The 16,965-nt window shown below is 38.2% G+C and carries 16 protein-coding genes, 2 tRNA genes and 2 pseudogenes; 10 read left to right on the plus strand and 10 right to left on the minus strand.

All coding sequences use genetic code 11. The features are described from left to right. The 5 genes from pepF to FJR77_RS06295 all read right to left on the minus strand — a co-directional run bounded on the left by pepF (position 1) and on the right by FJR77_RS06295 (position 4,549). Positions 1 to 1,797 carry an oligoendopeptidase F gene (pepF, locus tag FJR77_RS06275; protein ID WP_140833796.1) on the minus strand — a complete coding sequence of 599 codons (1,797 nt, stop codon included), beginning with the start codon at positions 1,795 to 1,797 and terminating at the stop codon, positions 1 to 3. 10 nt (positions 1,798 to 1,807) lie between these two features. After that, entirely contained in the window at positions 1,808 to 2,551 is a 744-nt protein-coding gene (locus FJR77_RS06280; protein ID WP_140833798.1) for a 16S rRNA (uracil(1498)-N(3))-methyltransferase, read from the minus strand. A gap of 1 nt (position 2,552) precedes the next feature. Further along, entirely contained in the window at positions 2,553 to 3,503 is a 951-nt protein-coding gene (gene prmA, locus FJR77_RS06285; RefSeq protein WP_140833800.1) for a 50S ribosomal protein L11 methyltransferase, read from the minus strand. 137 nt (positions 3,504 to 3,640) lie between these two features. Then, complete coding sequence (locus FJR77_RS06290) at positions 3,641 to 4,069, minus strand: NUDIX hydrolase (RefSeq protein ID WP_140833802.1); 429 nt, start codon at positions 4,067 to 4,069, stop codon at positions 3,641 to 3,643. A 9-nt stretch (positions 4,070 to 4,078) separates the two neighbouring features. After that, entirely contained in the window at positions 4,079 to 4,549 is a 471-nt protein-coding gene (locus tag FJR77_RS06295; protein ID WP_049531867.1) for a DUF3013 family protein, read from the minus strand. Between the two features lie 115 nt (positions 4,550 to 4,664). Between FJR77_RS06295 and FJR77_RS06300 the strand changes: the two genes are divergently transcribed. The 4 genes from FJR77_RS06300 (at position 4,665) to FJR77_RS06315 (ending at position 7,278) form a co-directional block, all read left to right on the plus strand. Beyond that, complete coding sequence (locus tag FJR77_RS06300; protein WP_140833805.1) at positions 4,665 to 5,936, plus strand: replication-associated recombination protein A; 1,272 nt, start codon at positions 4,665 to 4,667, stop codon at positions 5,934 to 5,936. A 264-nt stretch (positions 5,937 to 6,200) separates the two neighbouring features. Continuing rightward, a tRNA-Lys gene (locus FJR77_RS06305) sits at positions 6,201 to 6,273 on the plus strand. 354 nt (positions 6,274 to 6,627) lie between these two features. Continuing rightward, on the plus strand, positions 6,628 to 7,143 hold the full coding sequence (locus FJR77_RS06310; RefSeq protein ID WP_049521056.1) for a DUF308 domain-containing protein: 516 nt from the start codon (positions 6,628 to 6,630) through the stop codon (positions 7,141 to 7,143). Positions 7,144 to 7,205: 62 nt separating this feature from the next. Continuing rightward, positions 7,206 to 7,278: transfer RNA gene (locus FJR77_RS06315), tRNA-Lys, on the plus strand. Between the two features lie 140 nt (positions 7,279 to 7,418). Here the strand turns inward: FJR77_RS06315 and FJR77_RS06320 are convergent. Then, complete coding sequence (locus FJR77_RS06320) at positions 7,419 to 8,507, minus strand: AI-2E family transporter (protein WP_181146609.1); 1,089 nt, start codon at positions 8,505 to 8,507, stop codon at positions 7,419 to 7,421. 9 nt (positions 8,508 to 8,516) lie between these two features. Then, positions 8,517 to 9,806, minus strand: a complete 1,290-nt coding sequence (locus FJR77_RS06325) for a membrane protein (protein WP_001062783.1) — start codon at positions 9,804 to 9,806, stop codon at positions 8,517 to 8,519. 805 nt (positions 9,807 to 10,611) lie between these two features. Here FJR77_RS06325 and FJR77_RS06335 point away from each other — a divergent pair. Continuing rightward, positions 10,612 to 11,756, plus strand: a pseudogene (locus tag FJR77_RS06335) (low temperature requirement protein A). Between the two features lie 525 nt (positions 11,757 to 12,281). On the opposite strand, the gene mgaSpn reads toward FJR77_RS06335, so the two are convergent. Continuing rightward, entirely contained in the window at positions 12,282 to 13,760 is a 1,479-nt protein-coding gene (mgaSpn, locus tag FJR77_RS06340; protein WP_140833808.1) for a virulence factor transcriptional regulator MgaSpn, read from the minus strand. Positions 13,761 to 14,146: 386 nt separating this feature from the next. On the opposite strand from mgaSpn, the gene FJR77_RS06345 reads away from it, so the two are divergent. From FJR77_RS06345 to FJR77_RS06365, 5 genes are all read left to right on the plus strand, one after another. Further along, entirely contained in the window at positions 14,147 to 14,371 is a 225-nt protein-coding gene (locus FJR77_RS06345) for a GlsB/YeaQ/YmgE family stress response membrane protein (RefSeq protein ID WP_229294599.1), read from the plus strand. A 76-nt stretch (positions 14,372 to 14,447) separates the two neighbouring features. Next, positions 14,448 to 15,020: an alkaline shock response membrane anchor protein AmaP gene (amaP, locus tag FJR77_RS06350; RefSeq protein ID WP_000047599.1), complete on the plus strand. Its 573-nt coding sequence runs from the start codon at positions 14,448 to 14,450 to the stop codon at positions 15,018 to 15,020. 11 nt (positions 15,021 to 15,031) lie between these two features. After that, positions 15,032 to 15,202 (plus strand): DUF2273 domain-containing protein, encoded by a 171-nt coding sequence (locus FJR77_RS06355; RefSeq protein WP_000455064.1) that lies wholly within the window; start codon positions 15,032 to 15,034, stop codon positions 15,200 to 15,202. Positions 15,203 to 15,232: 30 nt separating this feature from the next. Then, entirely contained in the window at positions 15,233 to 15,841 is a 609-nt protein-coding gene (locus FJR77_RS06360; RefSeq protein WP_000064110.1) for an Asp23/Gls24 family envelope stress response protein, read from the plus strand. Positions 15,842 to 15,871: 30 nt separating this feature from the next. Continuing rightward, the gene (locus tag FJR77_RS06365) at positions 15,872 to 16,075 is read left to right on the plus strand and encodes a CsbD family protein (RefSeq protein ID WP_140833810.1); all 204 of its coding nucleotides are present in this window, start codon (positions 15,872 to 15,874) and stop codon (positions 16,073 to 16,075) included. Positions 16,076 to 16,190: 115 nt separating this feature from the next. On the opposite strand, the pseudogene FJR77_RS10545 reads toward FJR77_RS06365, so the two are convergent. Continuing rightward, positions 16,191 to 16,453: pseudogene (locus tag FJR77_RS10545) on the minus strand (transposase); the annotation flags it as partial. 41 nt (positions 16,454 to 16,494) lie between these two features. Next, on the minus strand, positions 16,495 to 16,950 hold the full coding sequence (locus tag FJR77_RS06375) for a GNAT family N-acetyltransferase (RefSeq protein ID WP_031240423.1): 456 nt from the start codon (positions 16,948 to 16,950) through the stop codon (positions 16,495 to 16,497). Positions 16,951 to 16,965: the final 15 nt, after the last annotated feature.

The raw sequence follows: 16,965 nt of genomic DNA on the forward strand, positions 1-16,965 counted from the left end.
TTACTCTCCCAACTGGGCACTGTAGGCGATAATCTGGTCAACTGTGTCTGACAAGAATTGGATGGTATCACGGAGTGGTTTATCTGTTGAAATATCCGCACCGATAATCATAGCTGACTCAAGTGGTGTCTTGCTACCACCTGATTTGAGAAGATTGAGCCAATCTTCAGCTCCAGTTTCTGAATGTTTCAGATGAAGGTAACCCGCAGTCGAGATGACTAGCCCTGCTGAGTAAGTGTAACTATACAAGCCCATGTAGTAGTGAGCTTGGCGCATCCAAGTCAAAGCCGCATCGTCGTCAATCTCAATGGCATCTCCCCAGAAATCCGTCAAGACTTCCTTCATAATACTGTTGAGTTTACTTGCTCCAAAGGTCTCTCCTTCTTCAATCAATGTATACACCTTACGCTGGAAGGCTGCTTCCAAGAGGTGAGTAATGAAATTATGGAAGTAGGTATCTGTCAAGCGGTGGGCAAGTGCAAAGCGTTTTTGACGCGGGTCGTCAGACTGGTGTTCCAAGTAATCACTTAGGAGCAATTCATTGAAAGTTGACGGTGCTTCGACATAGTAAGTAGACATGTGGGCATTAAAGTAACTCTGATGATTATCAGAAAAGATGAATTGACCAGAATGACCGATTTCATGAATCAAGGTATAGACATCGCTCAAACGACTTGTCCAGCTCATGAGGACATAAGGATGCACGCGATATGGGTCCGCCGCATAACCACCAGAATCCTTGCCACTATTGGCAGCAAAGTCCACCCAGCGCTCTTCTTGATAGCGAGCAACTTCCTGACAATATTCTTGCCCCAAAGGTTCTACTGACTTCATGACCAAATCATAGGCGTCGTCAATAGTCACTTCAGGATTGAGGGCGCTATCCAAGTCCAATTTCCAGTCTGCAAAGGTCATCTTTTCAAGACCATTGACCTTGGCAACATGCTTAAGGTATCTCTGAGCAACTGGCGCAAAGTCCTTCATGATGAGGTCAATCTGACGATCAAACATGGCACGGTCCACTTCTTGTTCAGCTAGAAGATAATCAAAGACAGAGTCGTAACCCTTCATATCTGCCAATAGTTTTTCAGACTTGACTTGGGCTAGATAGGAAGCCGCAGCCGTATTTTGGTGCTTACGAAGTCCCTCTGAGAAGGAACGGAAAGATTTCTCACGAACCTCAGCGTCCTCATGGTTCTGATAGAAGTTCTCATAGGTCACAAAGCTGTTTTTGTAGGTTTTTCCATTGGCTTCAAAGTCAGCCATTTCAAAATCCCCAGCTCGCATCTTAGTGTAAATATCCTGTGGGCTGTAGAAAACTTCACCTAGATTGGTCAAGACCTTCTCCACATCAGCTCCTAGGTAGTGGGCTTTTTTGATTTTGGCCTGACGAATAGCTGCTGTCAAGTGAGGCAATTTACCCAAACGGTCCAAGACTTCCTCATCAGCTGCCACCAAGGCATCGTCAAAGAAGGTCAAGGCTACACTGGCATCTGTTTCAAATTCCATCCCAGCTTGAGCAATATTAGCAAATTCGTCATTGCTATAGTCTGTCGTCTGCGGCATAAAGCCATAGTTTCCAATATGGCTCATCTGAATGTAGATTTGTTCCAATTCCGCAAAGGCTTTTTCAAAATCCTCAAAAGTATGAAGATTGCCCTTGTAATCACGACTAAATTGGTTGATGTCTTCACGAGCCTTCTCGATTGCACGCAAGAAATCCTCACGGTCTTGGTATAGGGCTGTTAAATCCCAAAGTTCCTTCTCTGGAAATTCTGAACGGTGTTTTTGTTCCATTTTCTTCCTCTTATTTCTCTAATTCTAATAAAACACTAAGGGCTGATAAAGCATAAAGCGGCGCTGTTTCTGCTCGCAAGATACGAGGACCAAGTCCTGCCAAGACGGCTCCCTTAGCTTCAAAACTCTCAATTTCTGCAGGTGAGAGCCCGCCTTCTGGTCCAAAGATAAAGAGCAGTTTTGCTCCTTTTTCAAGACCAGAGACCGCTTGTAAGAGCGCAGCGGCTTCACCTTCTTTGGCCGACTCTTCATAAGCCACTACGATAGAGTCAAACTGGTCCAGCTGAGCTAGAAAGTCTGATTTTTTCTCGAAAAGCTGAATAGTTGGGACCAGATTACGCTTGCTTTGCTCGGCCGCTCCAAGGGCAATTTTTTCTAGTTTTTCAACCTTTTTACCCAATTTCTTGCCGTCCCACTTGGCGACCGACCAATCAGCAGGGAAGGCCCAGATTTGGCTGGCACCTAGTTCCGTCACTTTTTGAGTGATAAACTCCAGCTTATCCCCCTTGGGAAAGCCAGATGCAATGGTCACTTGGACTGGCAGTTCTACATTGTCATCTAGTTCTTCTACCAATTCCAACTGACGAGCTTCCACATCCAGCACACGCGCCAAGCGCTTAATGCCATCATCAAAGACCAAAGTCACCTCATCATCTTCTTTCAAGCGCATAACCTGAAACATATGCTTGCTGGTTTCCTTGTCCTCGATGGTGACAGGAGAGATAGCGCTGCCTTTGACAAAATACTGTTGCATGCTAGCCTCCAATCACACCGGAAATATCCTTGGTTTTCTTAAAGACACAGGCATTCCATCCCCCTTGGATCATGTGGGTTTCAAGGAAAAATCCAGCTGACTCAGCTGATTGGCGCACCATATCCCACTTGTCCTTAATAATTCCACTCATGATGAGGTAGCCTTCATCCTTGACCAAGCAGTAAGCATCATCCGTCAGATGAACGAGGATATCCGCCAAGATATTAGCTACAATCACATCTGCCTCGATCTCAACTCCCTTAAGCAAGTCTCCTGCTGCTACATGGATGTTTTCCATACCAGGGTTTAGCTCAATATTTTCCTGAGCCACACGAACCGCCACATCATCTAGGTCATAGGCGAAAATTTCCTTAGCACCAAGTAGCGAGCTAGCAATGGAGAGGACACCAGATCCAGTCCCCACATCTAGCACCGTTTCGCCACCACGAAGAACCTGTTCCAAGGCAAAAAGGCTCATCTTAGTGGTTGGATGTGTTCCAGTCCCAAAAGCCATGCCTGGATCTAGCTTGATAATCTTTTCTCCCGCAGTCGCCTCATAGTCTGTCCACGACGGCACGATGGTCAAATCATGAGTGATGCGAGCGGGTTCATAGTATTTCTTCCAGTTGTCTGCCCAGTCTTCCTCAGCTAAGGCAGTCGTCCCCATCTTGACCTCACCCAAATCCATAAAATCTGTTAATTCTGCTAGGCGAGCCTGTAAGTCCGCCTCAACTACAGCCACATCAACTGTATCAGGGTAGTAGGCTGTCACTACGATTTCTTCTTGCTGCTCGACCTCTGGGAAAATTTCACCAAAACGATCCACATTCCCCACATAGTCCATGCTATCTTCAATCGCAACGCCTTGCGCTCCCAGCTCAATCAAGAGATTAGAGACCATCTCCTCTCCCTCACGCTTCACTGTAACTTTTAACTCTTGCCATGTTTCCATATTTAAGATACCAAGCCCGTAAAACACAAAACCAAAATAGGAAATTCTCTGAAGACGCTTGTGTCTAAGAGAAGTTTATCTTTTTGGCACAGTGTTTAGGGCGAGTTCAGTTTAGAAATTTAACCGAACCATCCTTTCTAATCACTTACTTTTAAATAATCTTTTAATCTCTCTTGCAACTGAGGTACAACTTGACTGGAACTAAGAAATTCCTCAACATTCATCAACTGATAGTCCTGACCTTCATCTCCAAATACGATAATGTCAAACTGAGCCTGTGTCAACTGACCGACTAGAAATACAGATTGTTTATCCGCAAAAAGCATACTTGGATAAACCTTACTCCAAAGCAGACAATCCTCAGTCAGATGAATTCCCAGTTCTTCATAAACTTCACGCGCCACGCACTCAAAAGGACTTTCATCACCTTCACGTCCACCGCCTGGAAGTTCCCACATATTGGGCCAGGGAATGCTTGCCTTATCATCGCGTAAGATAGTCAAAAGCTTATCCCCACAAAACAAAGCAATCTTACAGCCTGTGAAATCAGAAACCTCTATTTCCATGTCAAACTCCTAGTATCTCGGATAAGGGTAAAATTCTCCCTCTTCCAAGCCAACCTTTCCTTCTTCAAAGACTTCTTGGTTCCATTCCATGACAAATTCTTCTGCTTCTGGGTCTTCCAAAAAGTCCATAAGGGCATCTAGTCCAACCTCAGCAGTATCTTTAAGGAATAGCGCAAAATAAGCTAAAAATTCGCGAGAAAATCCCTTTTTAGGCAGGTAAGGAATGACAGTCAAATAGTCTTCTGCATTGACGGTTGACTTAGCAGGATTGTAAAAAAGCACTGCTTCTTCAAAGAGAATGTCATCTGACGAAACCTCTCCGTCCTCATCTACCATCTCCACACCTGCAGCGTTTTGCGCTTCCAATAGAAAACTCACTTCAACCGCGTGGTTGCGCTTGTCCCAACTAATCTCAAAGTCAAAGGGAAAATTCTTCTCCAACTCTTCCTCTAAAACATCTAAAAATCCATATGTTGCCATTTTGTCCTCTTTCTATGCGACTCTTTAATCGCCCCGAATACTCGGAAATATGCTAAAATAGATACTACCATCTTACCACATATACATCAGAAAATCCACGTTAGAAAGGACTGCTATGCCAGACAATCTCGCGCTTCGCATGCGCCCTAAAACCATCGACCAAGTCATCGGTCAGGAACATCTGGTCGGACAAGGAAAAATCATCCGCCGCATGGTGGAAGCCAACCGCCTGTCCTCCATGATTCTCTATGGCCCTCCGGGAATCGGCAAAACCAGTATTGCCTCTGCCATCGCAGGGACGACCAAGTATGCCTTTCGAACTTTCAATGCGACGGTTGATAGTAAAAAACGACTGCAAGAAATTGCGGAAGAGGCTAAATTCTCTGGTGGTCTCGTCCTATTACTAGACGAGATTCACAGACTAGATAAAACCAAGCAAGACTTCCTCTTGCCTCTCTTGGAAAGTGGTCTGGTCATCATGATTGGGGCTACGACTGAAAATCCTTTCTTTTCTGTCACTCCTGCCATTCGTAGCCGTGTTCAAATTTTTGAGTTGGAACCTCTGTCTAACCAAGACGTCAAAGAGGCTCTTCAGATAGCTCTAAGTAACCCTGAACGTGGTTTTGATTTTCCAGTAGAACTAGATGAGGATGCGCTGGATTTCATCGCAACCTCTACAAACGGAGACCTTCGCTCTGCCTTCAACTCACTGGATTTGGCTGTTCTCTCTACCCCTGAGAATGACGAGGGCATCCGCCATATCACTCTCGACATTATGGAAAATAGCCTGCAGCGGAGCTACATTACCATGGATAAGGATGGAGACGGTCACTATGATGTTCTATCTGCCCTGCAAAAGTCTATCCGTGGCTCAGATGTTGATGCCAGTCTTCACTATGCTGCCCGCTTGATTGAGGCTGGGGATCTGCCAAGTCTCGCTCGTCGCTTGACCGTTATCGCCTATGAAGATATCGGTTTGGCCAATCCTGAAGCCCAGATTCACACTGTGACTGCTCTGGATGCTGCCCAGAAGATTGGGTTCCCAGAAGCCCGCATTCTCATTGCCAATGTCGTGATTGATTTGGCCCTTTCTCCAAAATCCAACTCAGCCTATGTAGCTATGGATAAGGCACTTGCTGACCTCAAAACATCAGGGCACTTGCCTATTCCGCGACACCTGCGTGATGGACACTACAGCGGAAGCAAGGAACTAGGGAATGCCCAAGACTATCTCTATCCACACAGCTATCCTGGAAATTGGGTCAAGCAAGACTATCTGCCAGAAAAAATCCGCAATCATCACTATTTCCAAGCAGAAGATACTGGTAAATATGAACGGGCTTTGGCTCAAAGAAAGGAAGCTATCGACCGTTTGCGAAAAATCTGAAATCCTTTTCAAAAAATTGCACTTTCCTCTTGATTTTTTTTGAAAAAGTGGTATCATATAAACATAGAAACGCTGTGGTGTACGACTTCACACTTAAGTGTTGACCGACTATTTTTTGTATTATTAGGGAAACAAAAGTCTTCTAACAGCATGTAGGCCGTCTCACACGGAAACAGCTTCAGTTAGAGCGAGTTGCCCACCTGCTTAATTGCGCGGGTTCAATACAAACCGTGAAGTTTCGGCACCAATACAGCTTTTTTCTTTGCCTCCTTAGCTCAGCTGGCAGAGCAGCGGACTCTTAATCCGTGGGTCACAGGTTCGATCCCTGTAGGGGGCATCTAAATACAACAGGAAAAAGCCTTGTAAATCAAGGCTTTTTTTGCTTGTCTATAACTGATTTACCCCATCATTTGTCCCACATTTTAAATCTATCTTTTCTTTTTGAATCAAATTACATCTTTACAAATAGTGTAAAGCCAGTTACTTTTGCTTTGATTCCATACAATATTTTCATGTAGAGAAGACAAATTTTATCTTCTCTTTTTATTTTCAAAATAATAAAAACTGATTTTCTTTTCATAAATCAGACTGAAACTTCCAAATTTTCCATTTTGTTTATTGATATTTCCTCTAAAAAGGTGTATAATATTTTTATTATCAAACTATACTATACTATATAGGGGGTATTGAAATGAAATTTTCTAATCGTTTATCGCTATTCCTTGCAGGAGTTGTTTTTGTCCTTTTAGGACTTTTCCTATTTACAAACCCAGTAGCTAATCTTGTTGCTTACAGCTGGTGGATTGCATTTGGTTTACTGGTTTCTTCTATAGCAGCTATTTTAGGCTATTTCTCTGTACCAAAAGAGCTTCGCTCACCAGCTCATCTTTTCCAAGGGATTGTTAATCTTCTCTTAGCTCTTTACCTCGTTGCCTATGGCTTTGTGACGCTGCCAGTTGTCATTCCAACTATTTTAGGAATTTGGTTAATTGTAGAAGCCATTATAGCTTTCTTTAAAGGCAATCGTCTGGGATTGATTTTCCCTATTATTGGCAACCATATCATGTGGATAGCGTTGCTTGCATTTTTACTAGGTCTAGTGATTTTGTTCAATCCAGTAGCTACAAGTGTCTTTGTCGTTTATGTCGTTGCCTTTGCATTTTTAATTGTTGGTTTCACCTATATCCTTGATGCCTTTCGTAAATAATCTAGCTGCCATTTTGGGCATATTAAAATAGCTGGGAAGTTACATTCTCAGCTTTTTCTGTTGCCTCCTTAGCTCAGTTGGTAGAGCAGTAGACTCTTAAGCTATGGGGCGCAGGTTCGAGCCCTGCAGGGGGCACATCTAAATCAACAGAAATAAGCCTTGAAACCAAGGCTTTTTTTAACGTCTAATAGCTTTTTGTAGAAAAGTATTTAAAAATAAAAGAGAAGAGAATCTCTCACTCTCTTCTCAGTATATCTTATTAAATTTAGTTTTTCTTAATCTACCTGATTTTCCTTTGCAACGACAAATTCTTTAACCAATCGATAGATAACAGCAAATATCGGTGTAAAGAATATCATCCCAAGTAAGCCAAAGAGATTGCCTCCAATACTAGCAGCCGCAAGCGTGAAAATAGCTGGCAAACCAATAGACTGACCTACAACTCTAGGATAAATAAGGTTTCCTTCAATCAGCTGTATAACTTGATATAGAAGAAGAGAAAGTAAGGCTTGAGTAGGACTCACTGTGAAGATAAAAATCGCTCCCACAACACAAGCAATCATAGGCCCTACATAAGGAATGAACGATAGCACTCCTGCAAAGATACCTGTCATTACTCCATAGGGTATCCCAAACACGCTGTAACCAACCGCTATCATAACTCCTATGATAACTGCTTCAATCAGCTGACTCATCAAAAATTGGTCATAAGTCTCTAGTGCTACTTGTCCAATGTAAGTCAACTTTATCACCACCTTCTCTGGAAGAAAAACTTTTAGAAGTCGACTCGTCATCGCTGCCAAATGTTCCTTACTGGATAAAAATGAAAAGGTGAAGACTATAATCAAAAAGGCATTCATCAAACTTGAAAAAATATTGCCGATATTACTAGTCAGACCTGATAAAAAACCTATCAAAGCTTGGCTAATAGAACTAGATTGTCCCTGTATGCCTGATACGATAGTTGACAACATGTCTTTGGTTACAAATTCCGAGCTGCCTAGCAATTTCCCAAGTTGAGTAAGGACTGTTGAAAGGACTGTTCCCAGCTGACTAATAGTCTGAGCTAGGGTTGGCAGCACCAAAACCAAAAGAGCAATCACGATTAAGATAAGAGCTAGGAAAACAAGTACCATGGCAATCGGACGACGCAACTCTGCCTTTACCTTCAATTTAACTAAGTACTGTTCAATTTTTTTCATAGGAACATTAAGCACAAAAGCAATAACAGCACCATAAATCAAGGTTGATATTACATCAAAGAGAGAGATTGCTCCTGATATAAAGCTCGATGCATTCAGAATTACAAGAGCAACCAGCCCTATAAAAAGTATTAACGGGGTGTATTTTTTTACTAAGTTCATAAATTCTCCTTAATAAACATGTTTAGATACGACTATACTATTTGGTTTTTCAAACTCTCGATTAAGGTAGGCTTGGTAAGTTCCTGGAGCGATAAATCCTTTGGGTGAGAGGATATCGGTGCCAGCCTGACCGACTATGGTATCAGCCAAGAGCACACAGTTTGTAGATAAGACAAAGTAGGATTTAAACTTAGATTTGATAAATTTATAAAGTTCCCCATCTGTCTCATGTCTGATTTTATAAGCGTAGGTGTAGTCTTCCTTACCATCACCTGTCATGATTTTATCTGCACTTGGCTCCCATGGAATCGTCAGTTGTTTCAATTCAGCCAACTTTTTCTGAACTGCTTTTTCCATTTCAGGCGTCAAATCTATCCCATAACCAAAAAGCGTTTTTTGACTCTCACGTTTACATAGGTCAATGTACTTGTCACGATCACAGAAATATAAGACACCATCTCCTACCATGCCAAATAAGGTCTCAGAAGACGGATCATAGTTGCCATAAGAAATAACACGGCCTTGATAGCAGATATCCACATGACCAATTGCCGAAAACAGAGAGGTCTCAGCTGTATGAACAAAAATTTCAAGCTCCGCTGTCTTACCAGACTTCACCATTCCAAGATGGATATCCTCTCTCTCATCAGCATTTTCCTGCATGAATTTGTTGATTTTTGCTAAAGTTCTTGCAGGGATGAGAGCGGCTAGGACAATAGGTAAGCTAATTCTAATGCGACGTTTGAGATGGTTTTTCCCAATTTCCTCCTCAAACAAGAAACCATCACGGATATTGGACACACCATAAAGAAAAAAATAAGCCCCTAATACAAAGAGTTGAAAGACAGAATTTCCTGTAGAGGACAAAAGACTAGTCCCACCAAGAAAAACTAGTACGAGTCCATCTAGTAAGAGACGAAAACGAGGTCGAATTTTGTTTTTGCGGTAGAGAACATAGGTGACAAGGTTAATACTAGCATGAAAAATCTGATAAACTCCAATCACAAGAGCCAAAATATAAATCGGCACATCCGTCGCAAGATTGGAGCCAAGCAAATATCCCAGCACTAACAATTTAACCAGTGCAACTCCCAAGGTGTCCGTTGACTGACTTTTTTTGAAAATACGTAATACTAAATCTAAGACCGTTGCTATCCAAGCTAAAAACAGAACCAGTCGAATAACCTTTACTGGCAACCAAGTCCCCGTGACCATCAAGATGAGACCTAGCAGAACAAACAAGAACCCCTGAGCAAGTAATTTCTTACCTGTCAGACCTAAAGATAGAATTTTCGCCATATAAAAACCTTTCAACAATAAAAATTAAACACTCCGATTAAACTGACTAGTAAATAGCCAACACTACAAACAGCCTGTGCCAGCAACATATGGTGACTAGAAATGACTGTAGTAATGTCACCATCTTGTCTTATGCACTTCTAAAATTTGTTATATTGATTAGAAGCCAGAGCTTATAAAAACTAGCTAAACTCGAGAGATAGACACAATTGCGACGAAAAAATGTATAACCAATTCAACTTGTTAAGGTAAGAAAGCATTATTTCCAATCTATTAATTATTCATCTATTACCTATTATGACACAATATTCCCTATAGTTCAACTTTTTACTTGTTTTTATATTACACGGACTAAAAAGTTTTCAACAGTTGATTGCATTTGTTTTAATAAGTTTTAACCTTTCTTGGTTAGATAAAAAAAGAACCATACAGTTTAGAATCTGTATGGTTTTTGCCCCACTTTTGTCCCATTTTTAAATCATGACATTGAAAATACCTAAAATCACTTATATTTCAATATTTTTAATTGCTCTCAATATGAAAGTCCTTTCCAAATCCCTGTAGGGGGCATCTAAATACAACAGGAAAAAGCCTTGATTTACAAGGCTTTTTTGTGTAGTCTTAGCACTAAAAAACGATAGAAAAAACACCCCTTCTGAACTGCACCCCAAAAGTTAGACAGAAAAAACCTAACTTTTGTGGCGCAGTTCATTCGCGTCACATGAAGTTATTTAAGCATCTCCCTTTTTTTTATTACCATTTTCTGTTATAATAAATTGTACTTCTAAAATAGAAAGGTCTTAAGATGACAACTCTTATTAAACATAAACGTGTAGAATTTTCAGAACTTTTTATGACCTAGTTTTTGTTTTTGCAATTTCAAAAGTAACTACTTTAATTGACCATCTTCATAACGGTATTTTGACTTGGAATTCTTTCCTTGATTTTTTCATTGCTACTTTGTTTCTCATCGATTCCTGGATGATTCAAACCGATTATACCAATCGCTATGGAAAGAACTCTTTATTTAACATAGTAATCATGTTTATCAAAATGGGAATTTTACTCTTTATAGCCAATATGATTGGACCTGATTGGCAACAATATTTTCATTATCTCTGTTGGGCTATTGGTACATTAACCCTTACCTTATTTTTTCAATATTTGGTTGAATTTTTTAGAAAATCAACCGATGATGCTAATCGGGAAAGTATCAAAGGTTTTCTATGGATAACAGGTCTAGGAAGTTTAGGAGTCTATCTAGCAGCTCTTCTTCCTATTTACCTTAGAGTCTATATCTTATTTGCTAGTATTCTGCTAACATTTATTATGCCAAGTATCTTGCTTAATAAAGATAAGCATTACCAGGTAAATCTCCCCCATTTAATCGAGCGTATCTCCCTTCTTGTCATTATTATGTTTGGAGAGATGATTACGGAGCTAGCTAACTTCTTTACAATCGAGAATTTCTCGATTTATTCGGTTCTTTATTTCATTATTATGATTTCTCTGTTCTTGTTTTATTTTGGTCAATTCGACCATGCTATTGATGAAAAATCTAATCAAAAGAGACTATTTCTAATTTACAGTCACTATCCTATTTTCATTGGACTTCTTATGATGACCGTTTCGATGAGTTTTCTTCAGAATCCTGAAGCTAATCGTCTCTTTGCAACCAGCTTCTCTTATATCGGATTTGGCCTCTTCCAAGCTGCTGTCCTAGCAAATGGGCCCTATAACAAACACTATCTTCGCTATTCGAAAAGTTACTACTGTGTCCAAGCTACACTCTATCTGGCTGCCTTGATTCTCTCTTTAATCTTTGCTTCTAATCCTATAATAGTAGTAAGTATTACAACCATTTTAGCTCTAGCTATAGCTATTCATTCTATTTATTTTTATATGACACAGACTAAAAAACATTCCACACCTTACTGGGAGTTGTTTTAATGAGTTTATAAGATTAAAAAGCTTTGGGAACCAAGGCTTTTTTTTCATTAATTTGTTTTTCCATTTTATCCTCCAATTTGATCTCGCACTGACATTTATTTATAACAAAACTATATATCTAGAATAGCATAATCATTAGGTATTATAGGTTTTCAAACCAAATACGAGTCATTCGTTTTTGCCCCACTTTTGCCCCATTTTTAAATCCTGACATTGAAAACACCTAAAAGTATTTCCCTAAAATCAGCTATATTTCAACATTTTTGTTTATTTTCAATATGAAAAGTTCTTACAAATCCATGTAGGGGGCATCTACATACAACAGGAAAAGCCTTGGAATCAAGGTTTTTTTCGTATCTTCTACAAAAAAAGCAAGAGTTTTAGAGGACTATGACTCTAGATGTACATTTTACTTAAATGACTGAAGGTCTTTTCTTAATAAAAACACCCCAAAAATTAGATTTTTTCTGTCTAACTTTTGAGGTACAGTTCAAAACGCGAAATAGCATTTTTTATTTTAGGTTACTAATCTAATCGAATAAACATCATGGCATTTAACAAAGATATGAGTGAGACCGTGTTTATATTATTTGAATAGATCAGTCTCTTATTTTCAATCGGAGGAATAATAAAATTAGAAATGATGATATCATAAGGCGATTCTTCTAAAGATTCCTTTGATAATTCTAATTCAGTCCAAACTTCAAGTTCAAAATTGTTGCTGCAATAATAAGAAAGTGTCTCTGCAACGGATTTTGCATGATACTGATCAAAATTACTCATAACCAGAACCTTCAGCTTTGGCTGATTTTGTAGTAGATTAAGCACCAAATGTTTGGTATGAGTGATGAAGGTATAAGATAGATGATTTACCATCATTGAACTAGAACAAACTTCAAGAGTCTCTAAATAATGAGAAAGCTCTTTTTTTACATCTGAAACAAATTTAGGAAAAATATTTTGAAAATTCCTGATTGTATTGCCTTTTTGATCAAATAAAATAAACTCAGTAGACAACTCTTGACGATACAGATGTGCGGTATTATGCAGATGCCAAATCAGATTATCCTTATTCTCAATCTCAATCTGATACTTGACTGAAATCTGATCAATAAAATCACTCAATAGATGGTAAGATTTTTCAACATAGCTATCCTTTTTTACGCATTTCATAAAGAGACTTTCATCTATGAAAAACATTTTTTGAAAGTAAGACACAAATAATTGGCAAACAACTTCTTCATCTAAAGAGAGATTGTATTCTGACTCAAAACTCTGAGCAACACCTTCTATTCCTTCTGCCTGCATCAAAGCATCCAAACTTTGGTCGTTAAAAGAATCTTTCTCTATTTCCATAAAATGACCAAACTTTATTCGATATAGATTAGTAACCAGGAGCAACTTTAGCATTCTATGAGTTGACAAATTCATTGGAAAGCTTGTTTCCTTATAAACCAATTCTAACAATTGAGATAGGGGCTCTGATGAAAAATTTTCAAATGGCCATTCTAGGAAATAATATTTTTCTGAAAAATATTGTGCAAAAAAGTAACGAATGTCTCTCTCATTTCCAATGATTTGAACAGGGGTCAGAATAATTTCAAATTGAAATTGCTTTTTAATCACTTTATTGACTTGGCTAATGATACGATAGAGCGAAGATGAACTGATATAAAATTCTTTACAAATACTCTCAGCTTGACAACCTTCATTAAAGAAGATAAATTCTAAAATCGAAAAATGAGTTGAATGCTTAAAGAAATGATGGTAAACCATTTCAATATCACTATCATCGGTATTAATAATGCGTATACCATTAGTAGAAGAATGAAAAATCAAGTCAGGAAAAGCAGATTTAACATGGGATAGATCATCTTTGACTGCACGTTCTGTACAATTTAGTAACTCTGCTAGTTCAGAACGATGAAACCATTGTTTATGTTCAAATAATAATTCTAATAATTCTAATTGCCTATGACTTTTTTTAGATAATAAATCTCTCATGAATGTCTTTCTCTCTTTATAAATTATCGGATTTCACCTCTTGCATTATACCACAAAGAATAGGTATGGCATGCTATAACGACTTTTACTAAGATCCTTTATTTCGTATAGTAATACTACGGGGGCAATATATAAACAATTTTCTTATTTTACCGTCTATTGAGGGCGTGAATACAGAATCAAATTCAAGTCGAAAGATTATATTTTTAAATTTAAAAATTATATAATAGCAACAATCAAAGAATTTGATTTTTTTATATTAAAATTATATAATAATCAAAATAATTGATTATTTTATATTAAAATTATACAATAGCAATAATCAAAGGAATTGATTTATTTTTTGATATTAAAATAAAAAAGGAGGGTAAGCAATGTTGTGATCTATCATTGCTGGAGGTCTTATTGGACTTGTAGCAGGTAGAATCACTAAAAAAGGTAGTTCTATGGGAATCGTCGCAAATGTATTCGCTGGTTTAGTCGGGTCATCTGTAGGACAATCCCTTTTAGGTAGTTGGGGCCCATCCATCGCTGGAATGGCCTTGATCCCATCTATTGCAGGAGCAGCAATTGTTGTTACTGTAGTATCATTCTTTACAGGTAAAAAATAATTACTTGTAGAATAAACTATTTTTAAATAGATTAGACGGGTAAAAATAGTTTAATGTTAAATCGAAAGGATTGTATATGTCAAAAACAAAGAAAATACTTTTAATTATTTTCTGTATTTTAATCTTGACAATTTTCCTTCCTGTTTTGATAGATTATCATCAAGTTAGTGATCTAGGCATTCAGCTATTTAGCTGGAGACAGAATCATTTCGTTGAATTTTATCTCTCTAGATATATATTCTGGGGGATAGTGGCTCTATCAACTTTAGTTTTGTTATCGATGTTAGTTGTGTTATTTTATCCTAAACGTTATTTGGAAATTCAACTTGAAACTAAAAACGATACATTGAAATTAAAGAATTCTGCAATCGAAGGTTTTGTTAGAAGTTTGGTGAGTGATCATGGATTGATCAAGAACCCAACTGTTCATGTAAATTTACGAAAAAATAAATGTTTCGTTCATGTAGAAGGTAAAATTCTTCCTTCGGACAACATCGCTGACAGATGCCAACTAATTCAAAATGAAATAACTAATGGATTGAAGCAGTTTTTTGGTATTGAGCGTCAGGTTAAACTAGAAGTTCTAGTAAAAGACTACCAGCCTAAACCAAAACCTCAAAACAAAAAGACTGTTAGTCGTGTGAAGTAAGGAAGTAAAAAATGGAATGGCTTAAACAATATCGATATCCAATAATCGCAGGTCTCATAGGCGTATTTCTCGCTTGTTTGATTATCTCCTTTGGCTTCTTCAAAACAATATTTGTATTGATTTTAGGAGCACTGGGAGTTGCAGCTGGATTATATATCGAAAAAAACTATATAGATAAATAAAAATTACTAATTTAATTAAAGGAGTTTCATATGTCAAACGAAAAAAACATTAACACTAACGTAGAAAAGAAAGATGCTACTGCTGTAGCTCACGAAATCAAAGGGGAACTTACTTACGAAGATAAAGTTATCCAAAAAATCATTGGTCTGTCACTAGAAAACGTTTCAGGTCTTTTGGGAATCGACGGTGGTTTCTTCTCAAATCTTAAAGAAAAAATCGTTAACAGCGATGACGTAACAAGTGGTGTTAACGTAGAAGTTGGTAAAACACAAGTTGCAGTTGACTTAAACATTATTGCTGAGTATCAAAAAAATGTTCCAGCTTTATATTCAGAAATCAGAGAAATCGTATCTTCAGAAGTTGCTAAAATGACTGACTTGGAAGTTGTTGAAATCAACGTAAACGTTGTCGACATCAAAACTAAAGAACAACATGAAGCAGACTCAGTAAGCCTTCAAGATCGCGTATCTGACGTTGCTGAATCAACAGGAGAATTCGCTTCAGAACAATTCGAAAAAGCTAAATCTGGTCTTGGATCTGGTTTCTCAACTGTTCAAGAAAAAGTTAGCGAAGGTGTAGAAGCTGTTAAAGGTGCAGCAACTGGTGTAGTATCTCACGAAAAAACTCGTGTAAACTAAGATAAAATAAATATAACAGGAGAAATTATCATGTCAGTAGAAGAAAAGTTAAATCAAGCTAAAGGTTCTATTAAAGAAGGTGTTGGGAAAGCCATCGGTGATGAAAAATTGGAAAAAGAAGGAGCAGCTGAAAAAGTTGTTTCTAAAGTAAAAGAAGTTGCTGAAGATGCCAAAGACGCTGTAGAAGGTGCTGTAGAAGGTATCAAAAACATGTTGAGTGGCGACAATAAATAAGGATAAAAGTTACTTTATCTTTTTAGTAACATTAGTCAAAAGAGTCTGAGTCAATATGATTCTCAGAAAACAAAAAGCTAGAGATTTCCAATTGCGGAACTCTAGCTTTTTAATTTCACCTCTTTCTCTTATTATATTTCAGCAGGTTATTGACCATGAGTACGAATCCCATGTCAATTCTCACTTTACGCTTACCTCTCAGATGACATCTCTTATAACCAAGCAAACCTTTATCTGCCCAAAGACAGATTTCATATCAATCTTACGTTTAGCGAAAATTTGTCTACCCTTGGAAGATAAAAGTGTCTGATATTCTTTAGTTTTTAAACACTGGTAACGTTCATTCATATACAGTCCCTTTTGAGGAGCTGATTCAGGTTCATCATCGCAGTCAACATTGATTTCAAGGCTGTTTGCTTCTATCTCCCCTTTTTCATGATGTATTTTCGTACAGGTGCTTCAACTATTTGAACGATTTCAAATCCTTCTTTTTGGTAAAGATTTTGAGCTCTTTGATTTGCCTCGAAGACATTTAGAGAAATACTATCTATGTCTCCATTTTCAAAGGCCAAACTAACAAATTTCTTTAAAACTTGGCTACCTAAGCCTTGCCCCTGTTTCTGGGGATTGATAAAAAATCTTCCAATATGAAGATTACTGTCTTCTAGCCTGATTTTCTGTATAAGCCCGACAAACTCTCGTCCTTCAAAGATTGAAAAGATTCCTTCCAAATCTTGCAAGACTTGAATGGTCAAGGGAAAAGGAATCATTGGTCCCATCCATTGTTCTTGAAAGGATTTGCCGAGGGAGTTGGACCATTGGCATACGAATTGAGCGTTTTCTATACTCACCTCTTCTTCAAAACGAATTGTCATCTTGACCTCACTATC

Origin of the sequence: Streptococcus shenyangsis (assembly GCF_006385785.1) — a bacterium.
Lineage (GTDB): Bacteria > Bacillota > Bacilli > Lactobacillales > Streptococcaceae > Streptococcus > Streptococcus shenyangsis.